The sequence below is a fragment of the Sphingopyxis sp. OPL5 genome (assembly GCF_003797775.2).
Lineage (GTDB): Bacteria > Pseudomonadota > Alphaproteobacteria > Sphingomonadales > Sphingomonadaceae > Sphingopyxis.
In genome coordinates, this window is sequence record NZ_CP060725.1 from 2,930,919 (window position 1) to 2,945,212 (window position 14,294).

Sequence of the window (14,294 nt, forward strand, 5' to 3'; positions counted from 1 at the left end):
GGTTTTGCCTGACATGGCTCGATTCCGGTCAATCGTCGGAGCGGGCTGGCGATTGGATGAACATCGGCCCCTTTTTGCCCTTGCCGATCACCGTTTCTCCGGCTCTAACGGCGGCCGGGTCGCAAATATTCCCGCGCCGTGCAACAAAGGCTCCTAAGCAATTGCATATCGCGGCCATGGCGCTAAACCGGCGCCCATCGACCGATTAGAGTCAGAAACGGGGCTGATATGGCTGGCAACGAACCGAGCGGCAGGCCGCTCTCGCCGCATTTGCAGGTTTATAAATGGGGACCCGCGATGACGGTCTCGATCCTCCACCGCGCGAGCGGGGACGGGTTGGCGATCGTCGGCGCGAGCATGTTCCTCTGGTGGCTCTACGCCATCGCGGCGGGGCCCGAGGCCTATGCGGCGTTCGTCGCCTGCGTCTGGCACGACCCCAACCCCGATGCCGGCATCTTCCACACGATCACCAACATCCTGGGCAAGGTCGTGCTGGTCGGGCTGACCTGGGCCTTTTTCCAGCATATGTTTTCGGGCCTCCGCCACTTCGTCCTCGACGCCGGTGCGGGTTATGAACTCAAGACCAACAAGCTGTGGTCGACCGTGGTGATCGCTGCGGGCGTCTTCGCGACCGCCGCGACCTGGCTCTATATATTGGGGAGCGCACTCTGATGGGCAACGGCACGCATCTCGGCAAGGTTCGCGGCCTCGGCTCGGCCCAGCATGGTTCGCACCACTGGCTGCAGGCGCGGTTGACCGCGCTCGGCAATCTGCTGCTCGTCGGCTTCCTCGTCGTCTCGCTCCTGCGCCTGAACCTCGGCGATTTCGCCGCGGTGCATCGCTGGGCGTCACAGCCGATGGTCGCGCTCGCGCTCATCCTGCTCGTGGTCAGCATCTTCGTCCATCTGCGCCTCGGGCTGCAGGTGCTGATCGAGGACTATGTCCACGGCGAAGCGACGCGTCTGCTCGCGCTCGTCGCGCTCAATTTCTACGCCATCGGCGGCGCCGCATTCGGGATCTTCACGATCGCCCGCATCGCACTGGCGCCCATGGCGCTCGGCCCGGGGGGCATGTGACATGACCGAAGCTTACAAGATCATCGACCATATCTATGACACCGTCGTCGTCGGCGCCGGCGGGTCGGGCCTGCGCGCCACGATGGGCAGCGCCGAGGCGGGACTCAAGACCGCCTGCATCACCAAGGTGTTCCCGACGCGCAGCCACACCGTCGCGGCGCAGGGCGGCATCGCCGCCAGCCTCGGCAACAATTCGCCCGACCACTGGACCTGGCACATGTACGACACCGTCAAGGGGTCCGACTGGCTGGGTGACCAGGACGCGATCGAATATATGGTTCGCGAAGCGCCGCAGGCGGTCTACGAACTCGAGCACGCCGGCGTGCCCTTCTCGCGCAACCAGGACGGCACCATCTACCAGCGCCCGTTCGGCGGCCATATGCAGAATATGGGCGAAGGCCCGCCGGTGCAACGCACCTGCGCCGCGGCCGACCGCACCGGCCATGCAATGCTCCACGCGCTCTATCAGCAGTCGCTGAAATATGACGCTGACTTCTTCGTCGAATATTTCGCGCTCGACCTGATCATGGAAGACGGCGTGTGCCGCGGCGTGATCGCGCTGTGCATGGAGGATGGCAGCATCCACCGCTTCCGCTCGCAGGCCGTCGTGCTCGCGACCGGCGGCTATGGCCGCGCCTATTTCACCGCGACCTCGGCGCACACCTGCACCGGCGACGGTGGCGGCATGGTGCTGCGCGCCGGCCTGCCATTGCAGGACATGGAATTTGTCCAGTTCCACCCGACCGGCATCTATGGCGCCGGCGTGCTGATCACCGAAGGCGCACGCGGCGAGGGCGGGTACCTCACCAACAGCGAAGGCGAGCGTTTCATGGAACGCTATGCCCCTTCCGCGAAGGACCTCGCGTCGCGCGACGTCGTGTCGCGTTCGATGGCGCTCGAAATCCGCGAAGGCCGCGGCGTCGGTCCGCACAAGGACCATATCTACCTGCACCTCGACCATATCGATCCCGCGGTGCTCGCCGAGCGCCTGCCCGGGATTACCGAGAGCGGCAAGATTTTCGCCGGCGTCGACCTGACCCGCCAGCCGCTGCCGGTCGTGCCGACGGTCCATTACAATATGGGCGGCATTCCCTGTAACTATCATGGCGAAGTCGTGACGCTGAAGGACGGCAATCCCGATACCGTGGTCCCCGGCCTGTTCGCGGTCGGCGAAGCGGCGTGCGTGTCGGTCCACGGCGCGAACCGCCTCGGCTCGAACAGCCTGATCGACCTTGTCGTGTTCGGCCGCGCCACCGGCCACCGGCTGCGCGACATCATCAAGCCCGGCGCCGCGCAGGCCGCGCTGCCCAAGGACAGCGCCGACCTCGCGCTCGGCCGTCTCGATCATTTCCGCAACGCCAATGGCGGCTCGCCGACCGCGGTCGTCCGCGACGAAATGCAGCGCGCGATGTCGATGCACGCCGCGGTGTTCCGCACCGACGAACTGATGGCCGAGGGCAAGGACAAGCTCGCCAAGACCTATCAGCGGATGAACGACATCGGCGTCACCGACCGCAGCCTGATCTGGAACACCGACCTCATCGAAACGCTCGAGCTCGACAATCTGATCAGCCAGGCGACGGTGACGATGCATTCGGCGTTCAACCGCAAGGAAAGCCGCGGCGCCCACGCGCACGAGGATTTCCCGAACCGCGACGATCCGAACTGGATGAAGCACAGCATCAGCTGGTTCGACGGCTGGGGCGGCAAGGGCGGCGGCGTCCGCCTCGACTACCGCCCGGTCCACGAATATACGCTCACCGACGACGCCGAATATATCAAGCCGAAGGCGCGGGTTTATTGAGCAAGTGCCAGAAGCGGTGGGTCGTTCGTTGGAAGGGCAGCAACCCCGCCGTTGATGGTGACAAGATCGTTATGATGTTTCGTCGATCGAGCACGTCGCCGAGCATCTGGAAACGCTTTATACTCATGCTGCCTGGTCCGACTCATGCGGCGACCTTTGGAAATGGTCGCGTCGCCTGAAGGCATCGCGGCTGCGCGAGTTCATGAGCATCGATCGCGGCATATTTCTTATGGAGACAATCCGCAGGTGGAGGCCCGAAAGGAGGATGTTTCGGACCCCTTCGCTTGATGGTCTGCCTCGCGCTCAACCTTGCAATTGCCGCATCACATCCCGCCGCTCATGCAACACCCTGATCACATCGACCCGCTCGTCGTCGATCAGATAGAATATGAAATGGTGCCCGCTCCGCGCTCGTCTCAGGCCCGGAAAGACGTCCGCTTCTTCCGGGCGTCGTAATCCATCCACCGCAAGGCGCTCGATGGTTCGGCGGAGATCGCCGAGATAGTGGCGGGCTTGGTCGGCGCCCCATTGTGCGATGGTGTGATCCGCGATGTCTTCGATGTCGACTTCCGCCTCGGGGCGGACGACGATGCTACGCATCGCTTGCGGGGCCGAACTTCCGCTCCATGAAGGCGTCCCAATCGAAGGGGCGGGCCGGTCCGCTATCGATGCCCTTCTGTATCTCGCGCCGCAACGCCGCGACCCCGTCGTCATAAGCGATATAACGCCGCATCGCCTCGCGCACGACCTCGCTGGTCGTCGCGAACTCGCCCGATTCGACCTTGTTGCGGGCGAATTCGATGAAAGGTTCGCCCAAGGCGACCGAGGTGTTTTTCGCTGCCATGCGGCGATGGTACCAAATTTTGGTAACAGCGTCCAGCGGCGCCATTTTCGCGCGCCGAGGCTATCCCCCAAACCACCCATGGAAGAAATTAAGGTCGGAGAAGGGTTCGTCGACCGCCTGGCCCATGATCCAGAGTTTCTGGCACGCGATCAGGAAGAACATCAGCGCGATCGTCCACACGATGATCGTCTTGATCACCTGCCAGCGGTGCGCGTCGGCGATCGCTTTGGCGCGGGCTTTGTAATCGATGCCCAGATCGCCTTCGAACTCGGCAACAAGCTGCGCGCGGCGGGTGCGCGAAATATTCGCGATGCCCGCAGCGGTATCTTCCCCGATCGAACGGCGAGTCGCCATCTTCCCTGCCCTGTCTAACGCGCTCGAAGCGCTAGTGTCACACCCTGCTCAATAGCCGGGAGCCACTGACAAAGCGTTAACCCGCAAAAAATCGATCGCGATCAGTCCGGCGCGATCCCGATCAGCTTGATCCGGGCGCTCGCGCCGCGCAGCAGTGACAGGTTGCGCGGCGCGACGTCGAGCGCGGCGGCGAGCAGTCGCAGCACCGCTGCGTTCGCGGCGCCATCGGCGGGCGGCGCGGTGACGCGCAGGTGCACGGTGTCGTCCGCGATCGTCACCGTGTCGCGGCTCGCGCCGGGGGTGACGCGCACCGCAAGCCGTCCGCTCGCCGCCAGCGCACGCAGCGCTTCGGTCAGCGCCGGCTCGGGGCGATATTTCAGATGGTCACGACCAGCTTGCCGACCGCGCTGCGGTCGCCAAGCTTGGCGATCGCCTTGCCGCCGTCGGCAAGGGCATAGGTGCCGGTGACCCGCGGCTTGATCTTGCCCTGCGCCCATAGCGCGAACAGCCGCGCGATATTGCCGCGGTTGCGCACGGGTTCGCGTGCGACGAAGGCGCCCCAGAAGACGCCGGCGACGTCGCAGCTCTTGAGCAGCGTGAGGTTGAGCGGCAGGCGCGGGATACCCGCAGGGAAACCGACGACGAGATAGCGGCCTTCCCACGCGATCGAGCGCAGCGCGGGTTCGGCATAGTCGCCGCCGACCGCGTCATAGACGAGGTTCGCACCGTTCGGCCCCACGGCCTCCTTGAACTTGTTCGCGAGGTCCTTCGACTGGTCCTTGTCGAACGGCTGGCGGCCATAGACGACGACTTCGTCGGCGCCGGCGGCCCGTGCGATCTCGGCCTTGTCCTCGCTCGACACCCCCGCGACGACGCGCGCGCCGAACGCCTTGCCCAGTTCCACCGCCGCGATGCCGACCCCGCCCGAGGCGCCGAGGACGAGCAAGGTGTCGCCTTCCTTGATATGCCCGCGATCGACCAGCGCATGGATGCTGGTGCCATAGGTCATCAGCAGCGAGGCCCCTTCGGCGAAGTCATGCCCGTCGGGCAAATGATAGACATTATGCACCGAAACCGCGATCGCCTCGGCCATGCCGCCGTTACCGCAGCCCGCGATCACGCGGTCGCCGACCTTGAAGTCGGTCACGCCCTCGCCGACCTCGGCCACGAGTCCTGCGACCTCGCCGCCTGGCGCAAAGGGGCGTTCGGGCTTGAACTGATATTTGTCCTCGATGATCAATACGTCGGGGAAGTTGACCGCACAGGCCTTCACGTCGATCACGATCTGGCCGGCACCGGCACTCGGGCGCGGCAGTTCGCCGATGGCCAGCGTTTCGGGGCCGCCGGTGGCGGTCGACAAGAGAGCCTTCATCATCTTCTCCTCACAGGGGTGTTACAGCGAAGGTTGCAGCCAGGGCCGGTCCTGCGCCAGTTTTTTCTCATAGTCGCCGATCGCGGCGTCGCTCTTTTCGGTGATCGAAATCTCGTCGAGCCCTTCGAGCAGGCACATCTTGCGGAACGGGTCGATCTCGAAGGCGAAGCGGTCCTGAAACTGGGTCGTCACCGTCTGGTTTTCGAGGTCGACATGCACCGGATCGGTCAGCGCGACCTCCATCAACCGGTCGATCGCCGCCTGCGGCAGCACGACGGGGAGGATGCCATTCTTCACCGCATTGCCCGAGAAGATGTCCGAGTAGGACGGCGCGATCACGACGCGAATGCCAAGGTCGCCCAATGCCCATGCCGCATGTTCGCGGCTCGACCCGCAGCCGAAATTGTCGCCCGCGATCAGGATCGGCGCGCCTTTATATTCGGCGCTGTCGAAAAGGTTGTCGGGGTCCTTGCGGATCGCCTCGAACGCGCCGCGGCCCATGCCCTCGCGCGTCGTGCCCTTCAGCCAGTGCGCGGGGATGATGACGTCGGTATCGACATTCTTCAGCCCGAACGGAATCGCGCGGCCATCGACCTCGTTCAGCGGGGTCATGCCATCAGTTCCCGCACATCGGTGAGCTTGCCGGTCACCGCCGCCGCCGCCGCCATCGCGGGGCTGACGAGGTGGGTGCGGCTGCCCGGACCCTGGCGGCCGACGAAATTGCGGTTGCTCGTGCTGGCGCAGCGCTCGCCCGCGGGCACCTTGTCGGGGTTCATCGCGAGGCACGCCGAACAGCCGGGTTCGCGCCACTCGAGCCCCGCGTCGGTGAAGATGCGGTCGAGTCCCTCGGCCTCGGCCTGCGCCTTCACCAGCCCCGAACCGGGGACGACGATCGCCCATTTGACATTGTCGGCCTTCTTGCGGCCCTTGATCACCGCCGCGGCGGCGCGCATGTCCTCGATGCGGCTGTTGGTGCAGCTGCCGATGAAGATATTTTCGACCGGCACATCCTGCATCCGCGTGCCGGGGGTGAGGCCCATATAGGCGAGCGATTTCGCCGCTGCCGCCTGCTTCGACGGATCGGCGAAGCTCGCGGGGTCGGGGACGACCCCGGTGATCGGCACGACATCCTCGGGGCTGGTGCCCCAGGTCACGCTCGGCGCGATGTCGGCGGCGTCGATCACCACGACCTTGTCGTAGGTCGCTCCCGCATCGGTCGCGAGGCTCTTCCAATATTCGACCGCCGCGTCCCAGTCGGCGCCCTTGGGTGCATAGGGGCGGCCCTTCAGATATTCGAAGGTAACCTCGTCGGGCGCGATCAGCCCGGCGCGCGCGCCGCCCTCGATCGCCATATTGCTGACCGTCAGCCGCCCCTCGATGCTCAGCGCGCGGATCGCGCTGCCGGTATATTCGATGACATGGCCGGTGCCGCCCGCGGCGCCGATGGTGCCGGTGATGTGGAGGATGATGTCCTTGGCGCTGATGCCAGGGCCGACCTCACCCTCGACGCGCACTTCCATCGTTTTCGCCGGTTGCAGCAGCAGCGTCTGCGTCGCGAGCACATGCTCGACCTCGCTCGTCCCGATGCCGAATGCCAGCGCGCCGATGCCGCCGTGGCAGGCGGTGTGGCTGTCGCCGCAGACGATCGTCGTGCCGGGCAGCGAGAATCCCTGTTCGGGCCCTACGACATGGACGATGCCCTGCTCGGGTGCGGTCGCGTCGATATAGCGGATGCCATATTCGGGCGCGTTCTTTTCGAGCGCCGCGAGCTGCGCGGCGCTTTCGGCGTCGGCGATCGGCAGCCTGTGGCCCGCTGCGTCGAGCCGTGCCGTGGTAGGCAGGTTGTGATCGGGCACCGCCAGCGTCAGGTCGGGGCGACGCACCGCGCGGCCGCTCGCGCGTAGCCCCGCGAAGGCCTGCGGGCTGGTGACTTCATGGACGAGGTGACGGTCGATGAAGATCAGGGCGGTACCATCGGGGCGCTGTTCGACGACATGCGCGTCCCAGATTTTCTCATAGAGGGTGCGGGGCCGAGTCATGCGGTTCACTTAAGCCCCCCGGACAACAATGCAAGCGAGTGGCGATCCAAAACGCAATTTTCGGTCGTGCGCTCTGATTCTCCCTTCGTCATGCCGGACTTGATCCGGCATCCCGCTTTGCGACGTGGACAAGCGGGACCCCGGATCAAGTCCGGGGTGACGAGGAGATGATGGTGTGGCTGGCATAATCGGCCTATGATCGCGCCATGTCGCCGCTCGCCATCCTCATGCTCGTCCTTGCCACCGTCGTGGCGATGGAGGGCGTCGCCTGGGCCAGCCACAAATATATCATGCACGGTTTCGGCTGGGCCTGGCACCGCGACCATCACGAACCGCATGATAAATTGCTCGAAAAGAATGACCTGTTCGCGCTCTTCGGCGCCGCGCTCAGCATATCGATGTTCGCGGCGGGCAGCCCGATGATCATGGGCGGCTCGGCGTGGGAGCCGGGGACGTGGATCGGCCTCGGCGTGCTTTTCTATGGCATCATCTACACGCTCGTTCACGACGGGCTTGTCCACCAGCGCACTTTCCGCTGGGTTCCGCGCCGTGGCTATGCCAAGCGCTTGGTGCAGGCGCACAAGCTCCACCACGCGACGATCGGCAAGGAAGGCGGGGTCAGCTTCGGCTTCGTCTTCGCGCGCGACCCGGCGAAGCTCAAGGCAGAACTCAAGGTGCAGCGTGAGGCCGGGATCGCGGTCGTCCGCGAGGCGCTGGCCGACTAGGCGGTGCGATAATCGGCGATGATCGACCCCGCCGCCGCCAGTTCCTCCTCATGGCTTTCCTCGCGCCAGCTTTCGGCGAGCGCCTGTTCTTCCCAGTCGCGCATCGCAGGATGGGCGAGGATATGGTCCACCCACGCCTGTCCGGCGCCGACGTCGAGGCCATAGGTGCGGATTCGAAAGGCGACCGGCGCGAAAAAGGCATCGACCGCCGAAAATTGCGACCCCGCGAGCCATGGTCCGCCGAAGCGGGCGAGCCCCTGTTCGAACACTTCGCGGATGCGCGTGACATTGGCTTTCAGCGCGTCCGACATCGGCTTCGGGGTCACGCGCACGCCGACGTTCATCGTGCAATCGTTACGCAGCGCCGCAAAGCCGCTGTGCATTTCGGCCGCCGCGCACTGCGCCCAGGCGCGTGCATCGGGATCCGCCGGCCACACCGCGTCGTGCCGGTCGGCGAGATAGAGCGCGATGCCCAGCGAGTCGTAGATCGTCCGCCCCTCGTGGAGCAGCGCCGGAACCTGTCCGGTCGGCGAAAAGCTGCGAAAGGCGTCGTAATTGACCGGCTGCGCGAAAGGCTCGATCCGGTCCTCGAAGACGATGCCGAGCCCCCGCATCAGCATCCACGGCCGCAGCGACCAGCTCGAATAGTTGCGGTTGGCGGTGATCAGGCAATAGTCGCTCATGTCGGGTTCCGTCGTTCAGTCGCCGGCGGCCGCGGTGCCCGCGGTCTGCCGTTCGGTCGGCGCGCGGCCGACCAGCCGGTTGCCGAGCTTATGCGCGAGCCGGTGGCTCGGGCGTTCGCACAGCAGGAAAAAGACATAGGTCATGACGCCGGTCACCACCAGATAGAGCAGCAGCGACACGACGCCATGGTCGCCGCCCTCGAACAGTCGCATCGCGACCGGATGGACAAGGTAGAGGCTGAAGGTGGCGCGGCCCATGCGGTCGAATGGGGCGGGGCCCGACCGGTCGAGCATCCGCACCAGTTCGAAGCCGAGCCAGAAGGTCGCGAAGATCGCGAAGATGTTGAGGATGAAGGCCGAGGAGGTGAAGAGGCCGAAACCGACCAACTGCGTCTTCGCGAGCTTGAAGACGACCGCCATCGCGAAGATGCCGACGCGCGTCGCGTTGATCCACAGCGCCGAAAGCCGGCCGAAGCGATGCAGATTCTCCGCCAGCCAGCAACCCGCGAGCCAGCAGGGAAAGCCCACGAGGAAGGTGCCATAGCCGAGCGCGCGATAATTGCGGTTGTCGACGAAGACATCGGCGTAGACATAATAGATCAGGATGGTGACGACGCACGAGATGGCGAGCGGGATATGCATCCGGCCGTTGAAGCGGACGAGCAACGGATAGAGGAAATAATAGATCAGCTCGCAGATCAGGCTCCACAGCACCGTCGCCTTCCAGCTCACCTCGGTGATCTGGCCGATATCGGGAAACACGAAGGCGATCATGAAGGCGATCGACGGCAGCACGATGCGGATCGACCGTTTGACGTAGAACTCGCCGGTGCTGAAGCTCTTCCCCTGGTGATAGGGGGCGTGGATGACGAAGCCCGAGATGATGAAGAACACGATGACCGCGGCGGGCCCGTTCCACAATATGTCCCATCCCGATGAAATCAGGCGATTATAACGCTCGGATTCAAAGATCTGGAAATTGGAATAATGGTGGCCGATCGCAACGACCGCCGCACAGATGAGGCGGATCGTGTCGAGACCATGGTAATAGTTGACGGCTTTGCGTTCATCGGCCTGCGACGCTGTCATCCCGCCCTAACTCCCGCCGTTTCTGCATGGCACAATGGACCGCGTTGCTAGCGAAGGAATCGCCGCAGCACCATCGAATTGCGAACAGCCGCGCTGCGCTTTTCGGTCGTGCGGATTTGGGACCCCACACGTCAGTTGGTGCAAAGATCGTCCGCGCGCCGGTGGCGGCGCTGCGCGACGATCGGCGAGGTGTAATGGGGGTCGTGGGCAAAGGGCAGCGGCGCCCCGTCGGCGAGCGCCGCCAGCACGCTGCCGAAATCGGTGCTCGCCCGCCAGCCCAGCCGCCGCTCGGCGCGCGACGGGTCGTAGACGCGGTCGATCCGCTCGGGCAGCACCCAGCCGCGCGCGGCATAGAGCGCTTCGGCCTGTGGATGGTGGCGCGCGATCACCGCGCGTGCATCGCGGGCGAGGTCCGCGGCCTCGTCGCGGGCGAAGGGCGGCGGCGCTGACAGGATGAAGGTGTCGCAGCCGATAGCGGGCGCACGTTCGAGCGCGACAAGATGCGCGGCGGCGGCATCCTCGACGGTCAGGCGGCGGTTGAGCAACTCGTTCGCCTTGAGGTTGAGGCCGCCCGGCACCGCGAGCGTGTCGTCATCCTCGGGAAAGAAGCGCCCGGTGCGCAGGATCAGGGCGGCGATACCGTGCTCGCGGTGGACCAGCCGGCACGCCTGTTCGGCGGCAAGCTTGGTGATGCCATAGATGTTGCGCGGTTCGACCGGTGCGAAATCCTCGTCCATCCACCACGCGCCCGCCGCGCCGGCGCCGTCGCGCACATCGGCGCGCACCATCAGCGAAGTGGTCGACGTGAAGAGGAACCGGTCGTTGCCTGCCGCAACCGCGGCCTCGATCAGGTTCAGTGTGCCGCTGACGTTGACATCGACAAACGCCTGGCGCGGGTATCGCACGATATCGGGCTTGTGCAGCGCCCCGGCGTGAATGACCGCCTCGATGCCGTGGTCCGCGAAGATCCGGTCGACCAGCGCGCGGTCGGCGACGGTGCCGACGATCTGGGTGTCGTCGCCGGGGACGATGTCGAGGCCGACGACTTGATGCCCCGCGCCGCGCAGCATCGGCGCCAGATAGCGGCCAAGCCAGCCGGTCGATCCGGTGAGCAGGACGCGCATGTCAGGCGGCTTTGGCGCGCGCGGTGCGGCGTTGCGAATGATCGGTGGCGCGGGTGTCGGCGATTAGCGGCGAGGCACCGTCGCCGGTATCGGCGCTGATCGCGCGGTCGCGATAGGCGAAGCGGTCGGGATCGGTGACGATCCGCCGCATCATCCGGTAAAGCCTCGCATAGGTGACCAGGCTGCCGCCGAGCGCGTGGACCAGGTGCGCGCCATAGCCGGTCCAGAAGGCAAAGACATTTTCGCGCGGCAGGCCGGGACGCCGCTGGGTCCGCCGCTTGATCCGCACATAGCCCGACTCAAGCTTGGCGACGCCCTCCAGCCGCACCGCCTCGCGATAGGCAAGCAGGCGGTTGACCGTCGTCTTTTTCTTGTTCGAACCGAGCGCGGCCATGCGGCGCAATATGCGCTCCATATGATCCCAGCTGTAAAAGCTGCGGTGCGCGTCGCGATAGGCGCGCTCCCATTCCTCGTCGCTCATCGTCGGATGGTGGGTGACGCGGTGGTTGAGGTCATATTTGTTGAGATCGGGGTCCATCCATGCGCCGGTGTCGACCAGACGGCGATGGTCCTCGCTGCCCGGCAGCGGGGTCAGGTAATTCAGATAGAGCGTGTCGACGGGAAGCTCTTCCTTGAGCATCTCGATATCGTGCATCACCGACGCATAGCTGTCGTTCGGGAAACCGATGATATAGCCGCAGGTGATCACCACCGGGTGGCGTTTCCACGCGAGGAACATCTCGCGATATTCCTCGACGCGGTTCTGGCGCTTCTTCGCGGCCTCCAGATTGTCGGGATTGATATTTTCCAGCCCGATGAAAATCTGGTCGGCGCCCGCGGCGACGCATTTGTCGATGAAGCCGTCGATGCGGTGCGCGAGGGTGTCGACCTGGATCGCCATGCGGACGCCCAGTCCTTCGTCCTGCAAGGCGATCAGCCGATCGAGCAAAGGCTCCCAGTGACGATTGCGCGCGAAATTATCGTCGGTCAGAAAGAAGCGCGACACGCCCTGCGCGGCGTTGGCGCGGACGATCGCCTCAAGGTCGTCGGGGGTGCGGAACCGGCTCTTGCGCCCCTGCACGTTGATGATGGTGCAGAAACTGCATTCGAACGGGCAGCCGCGGCCGAGGTCGAAGCTGGCGTAACGATTGATGTTGCGGTCGACCTGCGCCTTGGGGAGGAGCGGCAGCGGCGCGCCCTCGAGATGCGGGGTCTTGCCGAGCCAGTTATAGACGGGCTTCATCGCACCGTTTGCGGCATCGACCAGCACCTCGTCGATCCGGCCCTCCTCGGCCTCGCCGGCGAAGAAGGAGACGCCGAGGTCCTGCGCCTCGACCAGTTCGGGCGGCATCGCCTTCAGCATCGACAGGCAGCCTGAGACATGGAAGCCGCCGATCGCGACCTGCACCCCGCCCGACCGGAAGTCGCGCGCGAGGTCGAGCGCGCGGGGGAACTGGTTCGACTGCACCCCGACCAGCCCGACAAACCCGCCCCCGGCGCGGCGGATCGAGCGGGCGATCTTCGCGGCGTCGACCTTGCTGTGGATCTCGTCGACCACCTCGATGCGCACCTCGCGGTCCGCGAGCACGCCGCGTGCCAGCGCATCCTCGATGATCCCGGTCAGGCAGGCGAGCGAGTTCGATGGGATGATCGACCGCCACCATTGCAGCGGATAGCCGTCGTCGTCGTAGCGCGTCGGCTTGACCAGCCAGATGTGAAAGGGGGGCCGCCTGGCATCGGTGCCGACGGCGGTGTGGCGTTGCGCGGTCAAGGATGATTCGGCGCCCAAGACCATAGTCCTAGCGCGGTGCCAGAGGCGCCGCCAGCCCTCGATTGCCCTGCCGGTTCGGGACGATTATCCCTTTGTTTCCTCGGCAATCGGGCGTGCCTTGGCCGCGGCGCCGCCCTGTTGGGGCAGTTCGCTGAGGTCGAGCCAGTTGGCGCCCGCGCGCTTGTGATAGCTGTCGATCGCTGCGAAGGGGATGCGGAAGGGGAAACCGAAATCGCTGTTCCACAGCGCCACGACGCCCGTCCGCGTCGCCGGTTCGAAGATCATCGTCGCGCGATAACCCGAGACCGCCCCCGAATGGCCTTCGAGCCGGTGGCCCTCATAGGTGAAGTTCCGCCAGCCGAGGCCATAGGATGCCTCATTCGTGGCCTGACGCAGGGCGCCGCCATAGAGCCGCGCGGTGCCGACGCGCGGGCGGTGGGCGATCTGCAACGTTGCGGCCGGCAGCACCTCGGGGCGGGCACCCATCATCGCCTGCATCCATGTGGCGAAATCGACGATATCGCTCTCGACCCCCGCGGCGGCGGGAACGCGCCAATAGGCCTCCTTGACCGGCCGGACATGGCCGTTGCCATGCGGCCTCGCCCAATCCTTCGCGCCGGTCAGCCGCGCCATCCCGTAACCCGCGCTGACCATGCCGAGGGGCAGGAAAAACCGGTCCTCGACCGCCTTGCCGAACGGCTTGTCCGCAGCGCGCCCCAATATCTCGCTCGCGGTATCGAAGGCGATGTTCTGATAGGTGTGGCAGGTGCCGGGTTCGCATTGCAGCGGCGCTGTGGCAAGGCTGGCGCGCAGCAATGCCGGGTCCTGCCCTTCTTCCAGTTTCTCGTCATAGGCGTTTTTGGTGAGGCCGGTGCGCTGCGCCAGCACATCGGCGAGCGTGATCCGCGCTTCGGCGCCGCCGGGCAGGCGCAGCGATGCGTGCGAAGCGCCGACCGGACGGTCCAGATCGATCCGGCCGTCGCGGGCCATCGCGGCGGCCATCGCGCCCGTCGCGGTCTTGGAAACCGAGGCCCAGCGGAACAGGGTCTGCAGCGTGGCCGGCGCGCCGGTCGAGCGGTCGGCGACGCCATAGGCGCGCACGAAGCTCAGCTTGCCGTCTTCGACCACCGCCACCGCCAGCCCGGCCATTTCGGGCCGCTGCGCCAGCTCGGTCAATTGCTTGTCGAGCGCGCGATAGTCGATCCGCCCGCGCCATTCCGCCGGCGTGTCGGGCAGGTTCTCAGGGGCTGCCATCGGGATCGGGATGCTGGCAAGCGTGTGGCTGCCACCAGAGGCACCAAGGCCAAACCAGCCCGCCGAGCCGAGCACGGCGAGGGCTATCAGAACAAGGAAAAAGCGCTTCATGGACTCGTGACTGAATGGCGACCTTATATTTGGCTGTCGTCTTAGCGG

The 14,294-nt window shown here is 65.6% G+C and carries 16 protein-coding genes; 4 read left to right on the forward strand and 12 right to left on the reverse strand.

Going from position 1 to position 14,294, the window contains the following annotated elements; genetic code table 11:
• Positions 1-228: 228 nt before the first annotated feature.
• Genes sdhC through sdhA form a run of 3 tightly spaced genes read left to right on the forward strand, consistent with a single transcriptional unit; the run spans position 229 to position 2,880 of the window.
• Entirely contained in the window at positions 229-672 is a 444-nt protein-coding gene (sdhC, locus tag EEB18_RS14070; protein WP_187141177.1) for a succinate dehydrogenase, cytochrome b556 subunit, read from the forward strand.
• Positions 672-1,076 carry a succinate dehydrogenase, hydrophobic membrane anchor protein gene (sdhD, locus tag EEB18_RS14075; protein WP_056345814.1) on the forward strand — a complete coding sequence of 135 codons (405 nt, stop codon included), beginning with the start codon at positions 672-674 and terminating at the stop codon, positions 1,074-1,076. The genes sdhC and sdhD overlap by 1 nt, the downstream gene beginning before the upstream one ends.
• 1 nt (position 1,077) lies before the next feature.
• Complete coding sequence (gene sdhA, locus EEB18_RS14080) at positions 1,078-2,880, forward strand: succinate dehydrogenase flavoprotein subunit (protein WP_056345816.1); 1,803 nt, start codon at positions 1,078-1,080, stop codon at positions 2,878-2,880.
• A gap of 303 nt (positions 2,881-3,183) precedes the next feature.
• On the opposite strand, the gene EEB18_RS14085 is transcribed toward sdhA, so the two are convergent.
• From EEB18_RS14085 to leuC, 7 genes are all read right to left on the reverse strand, one after another.
• Positions 3,184-3,480 (reverse strand): type II toxin-antitoxin system RelE/ParE family toxin, encoded by a 297-nt coding sequence (locus tag EEB18_RS14085; protein WP_187141178.1) that lies wholly within the window; start codon positions 3,478-3,480, stop codon positions 3,184-3,186.
• Positions 3,473-3,724, reverse strand: coding sequence for a type II toxin-antitoxin system ParD family antitoxin (locus tag EEB18_RS14090; protein WP_187141179.1), 252 nt, complete (start codon positions 3,722-3,724; stop codon positions 3,473-3,475). The genes EEB18_RS14085 and EEB18_RS14090 overlap by 8 nt, the downstream gene beginning before the upstream one ends.
• Before the next feature lie 60 nt (positions 3,725-3,784).
• A complete protein-coding gene (locus tag EEB18_RS14095) occupies positions 3,785-4,078 on the reverse strand; it encodes a hypothetical protein (protein WP_056345822.1) in 294 nt (97 codons plus the stop codon).
• Positions 4,079-4,179: 101 nt separating this feature from the next.
• Positions 4,180-4,389: a DUF167 family protein gene (locus EEB18_RS14100; RefSeq protein WP_187141227.1), complete on the reverse strand. Its 210-nt coding sequence runs from the start codon at positions 4,387-4,389 to the stop codon at positions 4,180-4,182.
• A gap of 65 nt (positions 4,390-4,454) precedes the next feature.
• A complete protein-coding gene (locus tag EEB18_RS14105) occupies positions 4,455-5,450 on the reverse strand; it encodes an NADPH:quinone oxidoreductase family protein (RefSeq protein ID WP_187141180.1) in 996 nt (331 codons plus the stop codon).
• Between the two features lie 21 nt (positions 5,451-5,471).
• A complete protein-coding gene (leuD, locus tag EEB18_RS14110; RefSeq protein ID WP_187141181.1) occupies positions 5,472-6,062 on the reverse strand; it encodes a 3-isopropylmalate dehydratase small subunit in 591 nt (196 codons plus the stop codon).
• Positions 6,059-7,489, reverse strand: a complete 1,431-nt coding sequence (gene leuC / locus EEB18_RS14115) for a 3-isopropylmalate dehydratase large subunit (protein WP_187141182.1) — start codon at positions 7,487-7,489, stop codon at positions 6,059-6,061. Before leuC ends, leuD begins: the two co-directional genes overlap by 4 nt.
• A 206-nt stretch (positions 7,490-7,695) precedes the next feature.
• Between leuC and EEB18_RS14120 the strand changes: the two genes are divergently transcribed.
• Positions 7,696-8,214: a sterol desaturase family protein gene (locus EEB18_RS14120; RefSeq protein ID WP_187141183.1), complete on the forward strand. Its 519-nt coding sequence runs from the start codon at positions 7,696-7,698 to the stop codon at positions 8,212-8,214.
• Here EEB18_RS14120 and EEB18_RS14125 read toward each other — a convergent pair.
• The 5 genes from EEB18_RS14125 to EEB18_RS14145 form a co-directional block, all read right to left on the reverse strand.
• Positions 8,211-8,897, reverse strand: a complete 687-nt coding sequence (locus EEB18_RS14125; protein WP_187141184.1) for a glutathione S-transferase family protein — start codon at positions 8,895-8,897, stop codon at positions 8,211-8,213. The genes EEB18_RS14120 and EEB18_RS14125 overlap by 4 nt on opposite strands.
• 15 nt (positions 8,898-8,912) lie before the next feature.
• A complete protein-coding gene (locus tag EEB18_RS14130) occupies positions 8,913-9,986 on the reverse strand; it encodes an acyltransferase family protein (RefSeq protein ID WP_187141185.1) in 1,074 nt (357 codons plus the stop codon).
• 131 nt (positions 9,987-10,117) lie between these two features.
• Positions 10,118-11,110, reverse strand: a complete 993-nt coding sequence (locus EEB18_RS14135; RefSeq protein WP_187141186.1) for an NAD-dependent epimerase/dehydratase family protein — start codon at positions 11,108-11,110, stop codon at positions 10,118-10,120.
• A gap of 1 nt (position 11,111) precedes the next feature.
• Entirely contained in the window at positions 11,112-12,881 is a 1,770-nt protein-coding gene (locus EEB18_RS14140) for a B12-binding domain-containing radical SAM protein (RefSeq protein ID WP_222943101.1), read from the reverse strand.
• An 84-nt stretch (positions 12,882-12,965) separates the two neighbouring features.
• Positions 12,966-14,246: a serine hydrolase domain-containing protein gene (locus EEB18_RS14145; RefSeq protein ID WP_056345841.1), complete on the reverse strand. Its 1,281-nt coding sequence runs from the start codon at positions 14,244-14,246 to the stop codon at positions 12,966-12,968.
• Between the last annotated feature and the right edge of the window lie 48 nt (positions 14,247-14,294).

Bases quoted from the DNA above. Each gene is read 5' to 3' on its own strand.
- EEB18_RS14085 (WP_187141178.1), bottom strand. From the start codon at position 3,480: ATGCGTAGCATCGTCGTCCGCCCCGAGGCGGAAGTCGACATCGAAGAC.
- leuD (WP_187141181.1), bottom strand. From the start codon at position 6,062: ATGACCCCGCTGAACGAGGTCGATGGCCGCGCGATTCCGTTCGGGCTG.
- sdhA (WP_056345816.1), top strand. From the start codon at position 1,078: ATGACCGAAGCTTACAAGATCATCGACCATATCTATGACACCGTCGTC.
- sdhC (WP_187141177.1), top strand. From the start codon at position 229: ATGGCTGGCAACGAACCGAGCGGCAGGCCGCTCTCGCCGCATTTGCAG.
- EEB18_RS14105 (WP_187141180.1), bottom strand. From the start codon at position 5,450: ATGAAGGCTCTCTTGTCGACCGCCACCGGCGGCCCCGAAACGCTGGCC.
- sdhD (WP_056345814.1), top strand. From the start codon at position 672: ATGGGCAACGGCACGCATCTCGGCAAGGTTCGCGGCCTCGGCTCGGCC.
- EEB18_RS14125 (WP_187141184.1), bottom strand. From the start codon at position 8,897: ATGAGCGACTATTGCCTGATCACCGCCAACCGCAACTATTCGAGCTGG.
- EEB18_RS14090 (WP_187141179.1), bottom strand. From the start codon at position 3,724: ATGGCAGCGAAAAACACCTCGGTCGCCTTGGGCGAACCTTTCATCGAA.
- EEB18_RS14145 (WP_056345841.1), bottom strand. From the start codon at position 14,246: ATGAAGCGCTTTTTCCTTGTTCTGATAGCCCTCGCCGTGCTCGGCTCG.
- EEB18_RS14130 (WP_187141185.1), bottom strand. From the start codon at position 9,986: ATGACAGCGTCGCAGGCCGATGAACGCAAAGCCGTCAACTATTACCAT.
- EEB18_RS14120 (WP_187141183.1), top strand. From the start codon at position 7,696: ATGTCGCCGCTCGCCATCCTCATGCTCGTCCTTGCCACCGTCGTGGCG.
- leuC (WP_187141182.1), bottom strand. From the start codon at position 7,489: ATGACTCGGCCCCGCACCCTCTATGAGAAAATCTGGGACGCGCATGTC.
- EEB18_RS14135 (WP_187141186.1), bottom strand. From the start codon at position 11,110: ATGCGCGTCCTGCTCACCGGATCGACCGGCTGGCTTGGCCGCTATCTG.
- EEB18_RS14095 (WP_056345822.1), bottom strand. From the start codon at position 4,078: ATGGCGACTCGCCGTTCGATCGGGGAAGATACCGCTGCGGGCATCGCG.